The organism is Tabrizicola sp. YIM 78059 (assembly GCF_004959785.1).
Taxonomy (GTDB): Bacteria; Pseudomonadota; Alphaproteobacteria; order Rhodobacterales; family Rhodobacteraceae; genus Tabrizicola; species Tabrizicola caldifontis.
The window spans coordinates 217581-230734 of record NZ_SJZH01000006.1 but is presented as its reverse complement, the minus strand read 5'-3'; the positions used below and the strand labels follow the sequence as shown (position 1 = coordinate 230734).

Sequence of the window (13154 nt, the reverse complement as noted above, 5' to 3'; positions counted from 1 at the left end):
CGGTCAGGCTTGATGACCCGCCTAAAGCGACAGGCCCAGCTTCCGCCCCTCGTGAAAGGCATAGGCCGCAAGCCTTGGCGCCGCGCAGTCCCCGATCCGGTGCAGCACCTTGCCCGGCAGCGTCTCGGGCAAGGGATCGAACGCCCGGTTCGTCGTCGCCATCACCAGACCCGAAGCCGGGATCACCACCTCCTCCCCCGTCAGGAAGGACCGCACCGTCACCCCGTTGCCGTGCCAGCGGACCAGCCGGTGCTCGGCCAGCATCCGCACCCCCAGCGCCCCCAGCCGCCGCCGCACTACCCCGTCCGCCGCCGTCCGTGCCAGTTCCTTGCCGACAAAGGGCTCGGGCGTGACGATGGTGACGCGCTTGCCCGCCTCGGCCAGCGCCCAGGCCGTGCCGACCCCGCGCCAGTTGCCGCCCTCGTCATAGATCACAACCGCATCGCCCAGCCGCGCCTCGCGCCGCAGGACCGCCTCGGGCGACCAGACGCCGCCCGCCTCGATCCCCGGCAGGGCAGGCTCTTCCGGCACCCAGCGCTGAAAACCGCTTTCATCGGGCAGGGAGCCTGTGGCCACCACCACCACCCCGGCCGGATGCGCCGCCACCTCCTCGGCGTCAAGAAAGGTGTTCAGCCGCAGCCGCACGCCCAGCCTGTCGAACTGCCTCTCATACCAGTCCATCAGCTCCAGGATCTGTGCCCGGCGGGGCTGCATCCCCGCCAGCCGGAACTGCCCGCCGACCACGGGCGCGGCCTCGACGATCTCCACCCGATGTCCCCGTTCCGCCGCGACCCGCGCAGCTTCCAAGCCCGCAGGCCCGGCGCCCACCACCAGCATATCCTTCGGTTCCGGCGCGACGACAAACCGGTCCCCGCCCCATTCGAACTCGCGCCCCGCGCTAGGGTTGATCAGGCAGGAGATCCAGTAGTCCCGGCTGCGCCGCCCCCAGCACATCTGGTTGCAGCTGATGCAGCCGCGGATGTCCTCCGCCCGCCCCTCGGCCACCTTCCGCGCCAGATGCGGATCGGCGATCTGGCCCCGCACGATCGACACCAGATCGGCGAGGCCGGAGGCGATGATCGCCTCGCCGTTTTCGGGCGTCCTGACCCCGGCTTCCGAGGTCACGACCGCGTGCTTCAGCACCCCTTTCAACTGCGCCGTTAGGGGCGTCGTCAGCTTCTCGCCATGGGTGAAGGGCGGGATGATCGACTCGAACTCCAGGTAAGACCCGGCGCCCACGGTCACATAATCCACATGGCCAGAGCGGTCGTGCATGTCGAGGATCTCGCACAGCGCCTCGGCCCCCAGCGTCACGCGGTAGGCTTCCGAATAGCTGACGGCCAGACCGATCACGAAATCCTCGCCGCAGGCCCGCCGGATGCGTTCGATCAGCGTGCGGGAAAAGCGGGTGCGGTTTTCCAGCGAGCCGCCCCACTGATCCGTCCGCCGGTTCGACCAGGGTGTCCAGAACTGGTCCAGAAGCGAGTGATAGGCCGCCCAGACCTCCACCCCCTGAAAGCCCGCGGCCTTGGCCCGGACTGCCGCCGCGACATGCGCCTCCAGCAGCTCCTCGACCTCAGCCCCGGTCATGGCGTGGCTGCCATCGGAATCGTGATACGACGGCCCGCCAGAGGGGGACCAGTGCGGCGCGAAGCTCAGGTCCGAATCGCCATGCGCGCCAATGTGGTAGAGCTGCTGGAGGATGACCGCCCCCGCGTCCTTCACCTCGTCGGTGATCTTGCGGAAGGCGGGGATCACCCGGTCATCGGAATGCAGGAAGTTGCCCCGGGTCAGCACGCCCGTCCGGTGCACCGGCACGGGTTCGGCCACCACCATCGCCGCCCCGCCCAGGGCGCGCTCCAGGAGATACTTGCCGAAGCGCGGCCCCGGCATCCCCTGGTCCGACATGTTCGCGGTGTGCGCGCCGAACACGATCCGGTTGCGCAGGGTATGGCCGCGCAATTTCAGGGGGGACATCAGTCGGGGATGCTGGGTCATGGCGGCCTCCGTTCGCCGCCATGTCAGCCAATCTCGACACCTGTGTCAAGTTTTCTTCGGGTGACGCAGGGGATTCTCGTCCCGGGCTTGATCCGGGGCGGGGTCACTCCGCAGCTGTGCCAAGGCTGATATCCCAACCCGAGATCGCCTTGACCTCCAGGAACTCCTCGATCCCCCAGACCCCGCCCTCGCGCGCCCGACCGCTGGCCTTGACGCCGCCGAAGGGCGCGCCCGCGCCGCGCGACTTGCCGTTCATCTCCACCATCCCGGCCCGCAATTGTCGCGCCAGCCGGTTGCGCCGCGCACCGTCCGCCGACTGGACATAGTTGGTCAGCCCATAGGGCGTGTCGTTGGCGATGCGCACCGCCTCTTCCTCGCTGTCGAAGGGCATGATGCAGAGGACCGGGCCGAAGATCTCTTCCCGCTCGATGGTCATGCCGGGTTTCACATCGGCAAAGACCGTGGGTCGGACGAAATAGCCCTTGTTCATCCCCTCGGGCAGGCCCAGCCCCCCGGCCACCAGGCGCGCGCCCTCGTCGATGCCCTTCTGGATATAGGCCTGGATCTGGTCCCACTGGCGCTTGTTCACCACCGGCCCGATGTGATCGCCCGGCTCGCTGGCCGGCCCGACCTTGATGCCTTTGGCCACCTCGGCCGCAATTTCAACCGCCCGGTCGTAGTAGCTGCGTTCCACCAGCATCCGGCTGGGCGCGTTGCAGCTTTGCCCCGAATTGTTCATCATATGCCGCACACCGCGTTCCACCGCACGGGCATCGGCATCGGCAAAGATCAGGTTCGCGCCCTTGCCGCCCAGTTCCAGCGTGACCCGCTTCAGCGTCTCGGCCGCAGCCTTGCTGATGGCGCGGCCCGCCCGCGTGCTACCGGTAAAGCTGATCATCTCCACATCCGGGTGGCTTGACAGCTGGGTGCCCACCCCGGCGCCATCGCCGTTCACCAGATTGAACACGCCCGGCGGCACGCCCGCGTCATGGCAGAATTCGGCAAACAGCATCGACGACAGGGGCGCCTCTTCCGAAGGCTTCAGCACGCAGGGGCAGCCTGCCAACAATGCCGGGATCACCTTCAGCGTCACCTGGTTCATCGGCCAGTTCCAGGGCGTGATCAGGCCGACCACACCGATCGGCTCCAGCGCAATCATCGTGTCGGGGGCATGCGGGCCCAGGGGGCGGATCCATTCGATCTGGTCGAAGGCGGTCAGGAAATTCTTCAGGTGCCAGGGCAGGCATTCCGCCTGGTCGTCGCGGCTCATGTCGATGGGCGCGCCCATTTCCAGACTGATCGCCTGCGCCATTTCTTCCTTGCGCAGATAATACTGCTCCAGGATCCGTTCGACGACGCGGCGCCTTTCGGCCAGTGGAGTGGCCGCCCAGCCGGGGAAGGCGGCCTTGGCGGCAGCCACTGCGGCATCGGTGTCGGCCTGATCGCCGAGCGAGATCACCGCGCAGACCTCTTCGGTCGAGGGGTCGATGACCGGACAATCCCGCGCGACCTTGGGGGCGACCCATTCGCCGTTGATGTAGAACTCGCGCTTGATGATCATGAGCTGGCCCTCCGCCGCCGGAATTTGATCATATTCTGACAGGGCCCGCCCGCCGGGGCAAGGGGTGTCAATCCCTGCGTTCCGTCAGCGGCCGGACCATCGTGGTCGATGCGGCAAATCCGAAGACATGTCTCAGCAGGCCAAGGTTATCGGTCCGCGTCGCCATGAAACCCTGCCGCTCATATAGCGCCCGCGCGCGCCAGTTGGCGTCGATCACATCCAGCCTGATCGAGCGATAGCCGCGCTGTGCGGCCTCGTCATAAAGCGCGGCCAGCAGCATCGTGCCGATCCCCTTGCCGCGATGTTCCCGGGCCACGCAGATGCCATCGACCAGGAAGCGGTCGTTGTCCACATCGCGGTTCAGACAGCGCAGCATGCAGCCGCGCCAGCGCCCGCCCCAGGGGCCGTATATCGCGATCAGGTCGCCCCAGACACCGCCCGCGAAACTGCCCGACGGGGTCTTGAACCCGGCCAGACCGACCAGATTGCCACGCTGATCCACCGCAGCAAGGCAGTGATCGGCGCGGATCACCCTTTCGAAAAAGGCAACGGCACGGGTGTCGGGGCCCAGGACGCGGCCCAGCTTGCCGCCGAAGGCCTCCCAGTACAACCGCGCTGCCTGCGGGCGAAGATGCGCATGCAGACCCGAGTAGATCGTCACGTCCATCCCAGCGCCTCCTCCAGAAGGCGGGTGTGGCCGGCGCCCAGGATCCAGCCTTCCTCGATGGCAATCGGCGGCACCCGAAGCAGGGGTGCCAGACGGTCGGCCTGCGACAGGTTGAGCAGGGCGCGGGCCAGCAGTCGGACCTGCGCGCGGTCGGGAATCGGGTCGCCGTCACGCCGGACCGCGGCCGCAAGAAGTGATGGGTAGACTTCGGCCAGTGTCAGATCAGCAGGGGCCTCGAATGGCCAGATGGCGGCCCCGGTCTGCGCGGCAAGCCGGTGGACGACTGGTATTCCCAGAAGCGCCTGCGAGCCCACGGAACCGGCCCCCATCAATTGCCAGACCGGTTTGGCGGGAGGGTTCTCGCATTCCGCCCGGCGCTTCTCGGCAAGGCCCAGGGCGGCATGGTCGCTGTCCTTGAACGCAGACAGATGCGGGACAGCGCGGGCCATCGGGCGGCCCCAGAACGGACCCCGGCCGCCCAGACGGGCATTGATCGCCCCCGCGACCTCGAAGCGGTTGTTGCGGTTGTCCGGCTCGTCCACGATCTGCCGTTCCAGCCAGCCATGCAGCGCCCGCGCGTCGTCCCGACCCGTCAGCCTTCGTGCAAAGCCTGCGGGAAAGCCCATCGGAAAATCGAATCCGATCAGCTGCCGCCCACCCTCGGCCAGACGGGCGGACAGCCAGTTCGCGGCCTCCGCACGGGTGCGGAAATAGCTCTCCTCTCTGCGGTCCGGTTCGCAGAGGCCAGCCCAGATCGCATCCTTTCCGGGGCGGGCGGGGCTGGGTGTCGCCTTGCCCGACCAGTCGACCACGATCACCCGGTCATACCGCAAGGCCTGCCTCGCGCAGGATGAAGTCGGCCACCGCGCGGGTATCGTTCAGGTCCAGCACCGGGACCGGCAGCACAAGCGCCGCATCGGTCGCCACGGCACGTACCAGCGGGTCGTCCGGCTGAATCAGCGGTTGCCCGGTTTCCGCGCGCCAGACTTCGACCTTCGGGTGGGCGTCACGCTTGTAGCCCTCGACCAGAACAAGATCGACCGGTGCAAGGCGGGCCAGGATGGCGGGCAGTTCCGGCTCCGGCCCCCGGTGTTCCACCATCAGGGCGAACCGGTCTGCCGAGGCCAGCACCACCTCGCGCGCACCGGCCTGGCGGTGGCGAAAGGTGTCCTTGCCGGGCTGGTCCAGATCGACGGCATGGTGGACGTGCTTGACTGTCGAAACGCTGAAGCCCCGACCGGTAATCTCGGCCACCAGGCGTTCCATCAGGCTGGTCTTGCCTGAATTCTTCCAGCCGATGACACCGTAGACCTTCATGCTGCACCCCGCAGCAGCGCCTCGGCGGCAGCAAGGTCTTCGCGGGTGTTCAGGTTCAGGAAGGCACGCGGGTCGTTGAAGCTGGCCCGGGCGGCGTGGTGGGCGTCGGTGAAGCGGGTCACCTTCGCCCCGCCCCCGGCAAGATGGTCGGCCAGCGCCGGTGCGATCCCGACCGGCCAAAGGGCGGTTGCCGGATGGTCGCCATCCGCCGTCTTTGCCAGCGCCAGTCCTTCGGGTGCGCCTTCCGCTGCCAACAGAAGCTGCGGCACAAGATCACCCGGCAGAAAGGGCGTATCGACGGGGGTCGACACCAGATGCGTGGCCCCCAGCTCGCGCGCCCGGTTCAGTGCAGCAAGGATGCCCGACAGCGGCCCCCTTGGCGCGGCATCGGGCACAACCTCGCAGCCGAAGGCGGCAAAGCGGGCAGGGTCGCCGTTGGCCGAGATCAGGACCCGTTCGACCTGCGGGGAAAGCCGGTCCAGGACATGGGCAATCAGCGGGCGGCCGGCCAGGGTTAGCAAGGCCTTGTCCACGCCCCCCATCCGGCGTCCCTCTCCGCCCGCAAGAATGACCCCGACGATGCGCAATCCGGTTCCTTCCGCAGCGACACAGCACCGTCGGACCCTAATGGATGACGCAGAACCTGCAAGCCCTGAGGCCTTTTGAGGGCCCGATGCCGCAGACCCCGGGCTATTCCAGCGTGGCTATGATGGCGCGAAGGGTCTCGATCCCCTCGCCCTTTTCGGAACTGGTGACGACGATCTGCGGATAGGCGGCGGGATGCTTCGCAAGCGCCCCCTTGACCTGTTCGATCACCGCTGCCCGTTCGGTGCGGTTGATCTTGTCCACCTTGGTCAGCACGATCTGAAAGGTCACCGCCGAGCGGTCGAGCAGCGTCAGGATTTCCTGATCGACCGCCTTCACCCCGTGGCGGGCATCGATCAGAACGAAGGCCCGGCGCAGGGTAGGGCGGCCCGCGAGATACTGTTTCAGCAGCGCCTGCCACCTGGCAACAATGGCAACGGGCGCCTCGGCATAGCCATAGCCCGGCAGGTCGACCAGATAGCGCGCCTCTCCGAGCGCGAAATAGTTGATCTCTTGCGTCCGCCCCGGCGTGTTCGAAGCACGCGCAAGCGTCTTGCGACCTGTCAGTGCATTGATCAGACTTGATTTTCCGACATTCGACCGGCCGGCGAAGCACACCTCGATCCGGTCGGCGGGGGGCAGAGCCGCCATGGAAGTGACGCCCTTCACGAAATCGACCGGGCCCGCAAACAGCAGTCGGCCCGTTTCGCGTGCCTCGTCCTCGGGTTCGGGGGCCAGGGTGAAGATCATGCTCATGCATGCACCTCGTCGCCAAGCGCGATGCTGCCGCCCTCGATCACACGGGCAAACACGCCGAAATCGGTGTGGCCGTAATGCCGTTCCAGCGCAGCCATCGTATCGGCATCCTGCTGGCCGGTGTCGGGGTTTGCGCCGGTGGCGCGGCAGCGGCCGATCGGTTCCTCGACCCGCAGGCGCGCGGTGCCGATGCTGATTTCCCGGCCGATCAGGTCCAGTTCGGCCCAGGGCTTCCAGCCTTGCACCCAGATGTTGCCTCGCCAGCGGTGGATCGACAGATCGTACCCCATGCGGGCCGACAGATCGGCCAGCGACGACAAGCTGTTGATCGACACCAGCGGCTGGTCCTGATCCGTCATCGCCTGGCCCGGCACCGCGATCACCCGGGCCGGTTCGGGCCGGTTCGCGGGCCACAGCGGGCGCAGCCACTCGATCAGACGCGCGGCGTCGGACGGATTGTCGGGCTGGAAGCTTTCGGTTGGCCGCCGGGGATGCGACAGTGTCACGCGCCACGCCTGCGGGTCAGAGGTGCAGGCAATGGCCATCAGTTCGGACGAGCCCCAGCCGCGCAGGAATTGCAGCTTTTCGGCCCATCCGGGCGGATCGGTCAGGCGGGCTGCGGCATGGGCCACGGCCCAGACCCTGTCGAACGGAAAGGCCGCGCCGGGGCTCAGCACGGCGCGGTCCACATGCTCATACCCGCCGGACTTGATCGGGTGGCGGACCAGATGGGCAACCAGGCCCGTGTCGGTGCCGGCCCGACCGGTCACTTCTTGCCCTTCTTCGGCCCCGGTGCCGCAGGGGACGCTGCTGACTTGGCGGCGACCCGCGCGGCCTTGTTCGCACGGATGTTGCCGAAGATGTCGGGCCGTTTGCCGTGGCTCCACATGATCATGTACTGCTGGATGAAGGTGATCGTGTTGTTGGTGATCCAGTAGATCACCAGACCAGAGGCGAAGCCCCCCAGCATGAACATGAACACCCAGGGCATCCAGGCGAAGATCCGCTGCTGCACCGGGTCGGTCGGGGCAGGGTTCAGCGTCTGCTGCAGCCACATGGTGATGCCCAGAAGGATCGGAAGCACGCCGATGAAGATCAGGTGCAGCAGGCTTCCGGTCGGCGGCGCATCCCATGGCAGGATGCCAAACAGGTTGAACAGCGATGACGGGTCTGGCGCCGAGAGATCCTTCAACCACCCGAAGAACGGCGCGTGGCGCAGTTCGATCGTGACGAAGATCACCTTGTACAGCGCAAAGAAGATCGGAATCTGGATCAGGATCGGAAGGCAGCCCGCCGCCGGATTCACCTTCTTGTCCTTGTAAAGCTGCATCATCTCGCGTTGCAGCTTCTGGCGATCTTCGCCCGCCCGTTCCTTGATCGCCTCCATTTCAGGCTGTAGTTCCTTCATCCGCGCCATCGAGACATAGGACTTGTAGGCCAGAGGCAGCACGATGACCTTCAGCACGAAGGTCAGCGCGATGATGGCAAGGCCCATGTTGCCGATGGCCGCATTCAGCCAATGCAGCACGGCGAAGATCGGCTTGGTCAGGAAGTAGAACCAGCCCCAGTCGATCGAGTCGAGAAAGCCCGGGATGCCCGCGACATTCTGATAGTCGCGGATCGTCGCCCATTCCTTGGCGCCGGCAAACAGCTGAATCGTCGAGCTGGCTTCGGCCCCGGCGGCAAGGCTGACCGCGGCGGGCCGGACATCGGCCAGATATTCGTCGCGGTTCGGGTCGTATTTCAGAACCTGCTTGTGCGGTTTGCCCTGCTCGGGGATCAGGGTCGTCATCCAGTAGTGGTCGGTGAATCCCACCCAGCCATCGGTCGTGGCCTCGGTCACCTCGGCCGGAAGACCTTCGCGCGGATCGACGGCAAGCGCGGTGATGTCCTTGTAGTCGGTCTCGCTCAGCTCTCCATCGGCGCGCGCCACGGCCCCTTCGTGGACGACGAAGATGTTCTGCAGCTTGGGCAGCCCCTGACGCACGATCAGACCATAGGGCTGCAGCACGACAGTGGCACCGGACGTGTTTTCCACCCGATCGCTGACGGTGAACATGTAATCTTCGTCCACCGAGATTTCCCTGTGGAAGATCAGACCCTTGGTGTTCTCCCAGCGCAGCTTCACCGGCTGGCCGGGCGAAAGGACGGTTCCGCTTTCCAGCTGCCAGTCTGTGTTCGCGCCGGGAACGTCGGCCGCTTCCAGACCGGTCCCGTGGACCCATCCGAAAAAGGAATAATAGGCCAGGTTTTCGCCCTGGGGCGCCAGAAGACGCACGGTTTCTGCCCCGGGCTCCAGCGTCTCGCGGTAGTTCTTCAGCTTCAGGTCGTCGATCCGCCCGCCGCGCAGCGAAACCGATCCGGCAAGCTTCGGCGTGTCAAGCGGCACGCGAAGTGCCTCTGGAACGGGTTCCGAGGCCCCGGCCCCAGTGTCGGCGCCGGCGTCGGCGGTGGCAGAGGGGGCGTTGACCGCAGGCTCTGCGGTCGTTACGGCATCGCTGGCCGGCTGAGGGCTGACGGGTGGCTCGGGTGGTGGGAAGAGGACGAACCACACCAGCATCACGGCGGCGGAAAGCACCATCGCCAGGATCAGGTTCTTGTTGTTCTGCTCTTCCATCGGCAAGTCACCCTGACGGTCGTTCTCGGTCAGCGGTGCTTCAACGACAGGGCCGGGGAAAGGTCAAGCGCTTTCACCCCGGCGCGGGCAGCGGACTTGATCAATTCCTTGGGCATCGTGGATTGTGACAGCCTGCGTGGCAGCGTGCGGCGTGGCCGATCCAGGTGATGCTATCGCGTGCGCAGGCCGACCGGCAGGGCGTTGGCTAGCCTGTCCCGATGCGCCGACAGCCAGACTTCCAAATCCTCGGCCGGCATCGGGCGTGCGATCGCAAAGCCCTGGACATGGCCGCAGCCAAGTTGCGCCAGCATCGCATGTTCACCCCGGGTTTCCACGCCTTCTGCCACCGTGTCCAGCCCCAGCCGTTGGGCCAGTGACAGGATCGCGGTGACCAGGCCCTGCTGGTCGCGGTCCTGGTCAACCCCGCGGATGAAGCTGCGATCTATCTTCAGGCGGCGCAGGGCGAAATGCCGGATCGAGGTGATCGAGGCACTTCCCGTGCCGAAGTCGTCCATGTCCACGCCGCAGCCCATGCGCGCGATGCAGGCGATATTGCGGGTGATAATGTCGTCGGCCCTGGCAGCCACCGACTCGAGTACCTCGATGGTGATCCGACCGGGGGCAAGGCCATGGCGGTCCAGCGTCCATGCAAGGCGCTGTGGCAGAAGGGGATCGCGCAGCTCGCGTTCCGAGAGGTTGACCGAGACCGAGGGGACGCCCAGTCCCGCCCGATCCCATGCTGCAAGGGCCGCCAGGGCCCGGTTCAACATCGTCCTGCCCAGAAGTTCGACCAGCTCGGTGCCCTCGATCGCCGGCAGGAAGGCACCGGGGGCGAGGCAGCCGCGTTTCGGGTGGTTCCAACGGGCCAGTGCCTCCATGCCCGATACGGCGCCGCTGTCGGTGCTTGTCTGTGGCTGAAAATGGGGAAGGATCTGTCCGCTTTCGATGGCCTGCACGAATTCCGCACGCAAGGCTTCGCGCTCGTCGCGGGCGCGGGCAAGGTCGGCGGTGAAGGCGCGGATCGCGCCCGGCCCCTTGTGAAGCGCCTCATCCGCCGCGATCTGGGCCGCGTCGAGGACGGCCCTGCCGCTGGCGGAGGCCGACTGGCCCGAGTGACAGAAGCCGATGCAGCAGCTCAGCTGCACGGGTTCGGTTCCCAGAAGCAGCGGCTGCTGCACAACCATCTGCAACCGGCCGGCAATGCGGATCATGCTGTCTTCGTCCAGACGATGCGATGGACCAAGGACCACGGCAAGGCTGCCATCTTCCAGCGGAAACAGCAGGTCACCCGACCGCAGGCTGCCGCGCAGCCGCGCGATGCAGGCAGCCAGAATGGCCGACTGACGGGTCCGGCCGATGCGATCGCACAGGGGGGCCAGATCCTCGAACTGAAGGACAAAGCAGCCGGTCCTTCCGCCAGAGCGGATCGCCGTTTCCAGCCGGTCTATCACCCGATCCGACATGGCCCCGGCGTGACCGGCCTGCAGCAGGTGCCACGTTGCCGCAATGGTGAAAGGCAAAAGCAGACCAAGGGCCAAGATCGCACCCGGAACCCAGCCCAGATACGCGCAGATCGCTGCCACCGAAACGGCAAGGCTGGCCCACCGCACACCCTGCGGCACAAGAGACCGCCCTCGCGCCATGCCTTCCCCCCGTCTGCCAGGGCCAGAGCCCCTTTCGTTGCAGGGTCAGGCTAGAATAATGTTCCTGTTCAGTTCCTTAACGTCCAACCGAAAGTTGTGTAGGATTTTCCCCATCTGCCACAGCGGCAGCGAGGCCGGCAAAATCGAACAGCGTCGGGTCTGCCAGGTGAGACGGGCGCACGTTCATCAGGGCGCGGAACATGATCTGACGTCGGCCGGGGGTGCGCGATTCCCATTCGTCCAGCAACTTCTTAATCTGGGCGCGCTGCAGGCCTTCCTGGCTGCCGCACAGGTCGCAGGGAATGATCGGATAGTTCATGGCGCGGGCAAAACTGGCGCAATCCGCTTCCGCCACGAAGGCAAGCGGCCGGGCGACATAAAGATCGCCGTCCTCGTTCAGCAGCCTCGGCGGCATGGCGGCAAGCCTTCCGCCATGGAAGAGGTTCATGAAGAAGGTTTCCAGGATGTCGTCGCGGTGGTGGCCGAGAACCACGGTGGAGCAGCCCTCTTCCCGCGCAATCCGGTACAGATTTCCGCGCCTCAGCCTTGAGCACAGGCTGCACATCGTGCCGCCCGGCCTGATCTTGGAGGTCACCACCGAATAGGTGTCCTGGTATTCGATCCGGTGCGCAACGCCCATCCGCGTCAGGAACTCGGGCAGCACGGTGGCCGGGAAACCGGGCTGGCCCTGGTCGAGGTTGCAGGCCAGAAGATCGACCGGCAGCAGACCGCGCCATTTCAGTTCGTGCAGGACCGCAAGCAGGGTGTAACTGTCCTTGCCGCCCGAAAGGCAGACCAGCCAGCGGTCGCCGGCCCTTGCCATCCCGTAGGTTTCGATCGCCTCGCGGACCTGCTGGACCAGACGTTTGCGCAGCTTTCGGAACTCCAGCCCCTTCGGTGCGCCGTGGAAGAGCGGGTGGATGTCGTCGTCGCTGTCGTCAAGCATGGGCGGGACCTTTCGGGATGCGCCCTTATGCCAGAGCGGCGGGCAGAGGCAAAGACCCAGGGGGCGGATCGGGCGCGGGGGCTTGGAGGGGAACAGGCTGATGCAACATCGGGGCCGGGCCGGCGGGATGGCGGGTCGCGAGCCAGAAGGGGCCGGAACCGCTGGCCGGCACCCTTCATTCCGGAACCTTTCCGACGCCTTTCTTGCGTCCTTGCGCAGGCACAGGCGGAACGCCTTCAACCGCCCAGCGCGAATCGGTCGGTCAGACGTGCTGTGCCCCGTTCACCGCGATCTCGGCCCCCGAGATGTAGCTGGACTGGTCGGAACACAGGAACCAGATCACGTCGGCCACTTCCCGCGGCTGGCCCAGTCGGCGCAGGGGCAGTGTCTCGACGATCTTCTCGGTGCCGGGCGACAGGATCGAGGTCTCCACCTCGCCCGGGGCAATGGCGTTCACCCGAACGCCGAGCGGGCCGAAGTCATGCGCCATTTCCCGCGTCAGGGCCGCAAGCGCGGCCTTCGAGGTCGCATAGGCCGCCCCGGCGAAGGGATGAACCCGGCTTCCGGCGATCGAGGTGACGTTGACGATGCTGCCCTGAGCGGCGGTCAGTTCATCCTTCAGGCCGCGCGCCAGGATGACCGGGGCAAAGAAGTTGACGTGGAAGACATGGCCCCAGGTGCGCAGATCGGTTGTCAACGTGTCAAGCCGCGCTCCGCCCGGGCCCTTCGGGCTGATGCCGGCATTGTTGACCAGAGCATGGACCTTGCCGCCGACCTTGGCCTTTATCGTCTCGATAGCGGCAATGGTCCGGTTCGGATCGGCAAGGTCGATCTCGATATGGTTCTCTTCACCCCCCGGCCAGGGGCAGCGCGGGTCGAAGGGCTGGCGCGAGCAGGTCAGAACGCGCCAGCCCTCGGCGCCGAAACGCTTGACCGTGGCATGGCCAATCCCGCGGCTGGCCCCGGTAAGGACGAGCGTCTTCTGTTCGGTCATCGCGGTTCTCCTTTGCCGTCAAGCTACGCAGGGCTGCGCGGAAGGCAAGGCTTGGCAGGGGGGGCGAAAA

The 13154-nt window shown here is 66.4% G+C and carries 12 protein-coding genes; all 12 read right to left on the bottom strand.

The window, feature by feature from the left end; all coding sequences use genetic code 11:
- Positions 1-21: 21 nt before the first annotated feature.
- The 12 genes from EZM81_RS10585 to EZM81_RS10530 all read right to left on the bottom strand — a co-directional run bounded on the left by EZM81_RS10585 (position 22) and on the right by EZM81_RS10530 (position 13084).
- A complete protein-coding gene (locus EZM81_RS10585; protein WP_136645675.1) occupies positions 22-1998 on the bottom strand; it encodes an FAD-dependent oxidoreductase in 1977 nt (658 codons plus the stop codon).
- A gap of 103 nt (positions 1999-2101) precedes the next feature.
- Complete coding sequence (locus EZM81_RS10580; protein WP_135449467.1) at positions 2102-3559, bottom strand: aldehyde dehydrogenase family protein; 1458 nt, start codon at positions 3557-3559, stop codon at positions 2102-2104.
- Positions 3560-3626: 67 nt separating this feature from the next.
- Positions 3627-4226 (bottom strand): N-acetyltransferase, encoded by a 600-nt coding sequence (locus EZM81_RS10575; protein ID WP_136645674.1) that lies wholly within the window; start codon positions 4224-4226, stop codon positions 3627-3629.
- Positions 4217-5059 (bottom strand): hypothetical protein, encoded by an 843-nt coding sequence (locus tag EZM81_RS10570; RefSeq protein ID WP_136645673.1) that lies wholly within the window; start codon positions 5057-5059, stop codon positions 4217-4219. Before EZM81_RS10570 ends, EZM81_RS10575 begins: the two co-directional genes overlap by 10 nt.
- A complete protein-coding gene (mobB, locus tag EZM81_RS10565) occupies positions 5049-5543 on the bottom strand; it encodes a molybdopterin-guanine dinucleotide biosynthesis protein B (RefSeq protein ID WP_136645672.1) in 495 nt (164 codons plus the stop codon). The genes EZM81_RS10570 and mobB overlap by 11 nt, the downstream gene beginning before the upstream one ends.
- Positions 5540-6130 (bottom strand): molybdenum cofactor guanylyltransferase MobA, encoded by a 591-nt coding sequence (gene mobA, locus EZM81_RS10560; protein ID WP_136645671.1) that lies wholly within the window; start codon positions 6128-6130, stop codon positions 5540-5542. The genes mobB and mobA overlap by 4 nt, the downstream gene beginning before the upstream one ends.
- Positions 6131-6233: 103 nt before the next feature.
- The gene (gene yihA, locus EZM81_RS10555) at positions 6234-6884 is read right to left on the bottom strand and encodes a ribosome biogenesis GTP-binding protein YihA/YsxC (protein WP_136645670.1); all 651 of its coding nucleotides are present in this window, start codon (positions 6882-6884) and stop codon (positions 6234-6236) included.
- Entirely contained in the window at positions 6881-7654 is a 774-nt protein-coding gene (locus tag EZM81_RS10550) for an MOSC domain-containing protein (RefSeq protein WP_248298191.1), read from the bottom strand. Before EZM81_RS10550 ends, yihA begins: the two co-directional genes overlap by 4 nt.
- Positions 7651-9501, bottom strand: coding sequence for a membrane protein insertase YidC (gene yidC, locus EZM81_RS10545; protein ID WP_136645669.1), 1851 nt, complete (start codon positions 9499-9501; stop codon positions 7651-7653). The genes EZM81_RS10550 and yidC overlap by 4 nt, the downstream gene beginning before the upstream one ends.
- Before the next feature lie 170 nt (positions 9502-9671).
- Positions 9672-11144, bottom strand: coding sequence for a GGDEF domain-containing phosphodiesterase (locus EZM81_RS10540; protein ID WP_136645668.1), 1473 nt, complete (start codon positions 11142-11144; stop codon positions 9672-9674).
- Positions 11145-11220: 76 nt separating this feature from the next.
- On the bottom strand, positions 11221-12090 hold the full coding sequence (gene ttcA, locus EZM81_RS10535) for a tRNA 2-thiocytidine(32) synthetase TtcA (RefSeq protein WP_135449482.1): 870 nt from the start codon (positions 12088-12090) through the stop codon (positions 11221-11223).
- A gap of 262 nt (positions 12091-12352) precedes the next feature.
- On the bottom strand, positions 12353-13084 hold the full coding sequence (locus tag EZM81_RS10530; RefSeq protein ID WP_135449484.1) for an SDR family NAD(P)-dependent oxidoreductase: 732 nt from the start codon (positions 13082-13084) through the stop codon (positions 12353-12355).
- Positions 13085-13154 lie beyond the last annotated feature (70 nt).

Coding starts and splice junctions, on each gene's coding strand:
- EZM81_RS10585 (WP_136645675.1), bottom strand. CDS start 1,998: ATGACCCAGCATCCCCGACTGATGTCCCCCCTGAAATTGCGCGGCCAT.
- EZM81_RS10580 (WP_135449467.1), bottom strand. CDS start 3,559: ATGATCATCAAGCGCGAGTTCTACATCAACGGCGAATGGGTCGCCCCC.
- EZM81_RS10575 (WP_136645674.1), bottom strand. CDS start 4,226: ATGGACGTGACGATCTACTCGGGTCTGCATGCGCATCTTCGCCCGCAG.
- mobB (WP_136645672.1), bottom strand. CDS start 5,543: ATGAAGGTCTACGGTGTCATCGGCTGGAAGAATTCAGGCAAGACCAGC.
- yihA (WP_136645670.1), bottom strand. CDS start 6,884: ATGAGCATGATCTTCACCCTGGCCCCCGAACCCGAGGACGAGGCACGC.
- yidC (WP_136645669.1), bottom strand. CDS start 9,501: ATGGAAGAGCAGAACAACAAGAACCTGATCCTGGCGATGGTGCTTTCC.
- EZM81_RS10540 (WP_136645668.1), bottom strand. CDS start 11,144: ATGGCGCGAGGGCGGTCTCTTGTGCCGCAGGGTGTGCGGTGGGCCAGC.
- ttcA (WP_135449482.1), bottom strand. CDS start 12,090: ATGCTTGACGACAGCGACGACGACATCCACCCGCTCTTCCACGGCGCA.
- EZM81_RS10530 (WP_135449484.1), bottom strand. CDS start 13,084: ATGACCGAACAGAAGACGCTCGTCCTTACCGGGGCCAGCCGCGGGATT.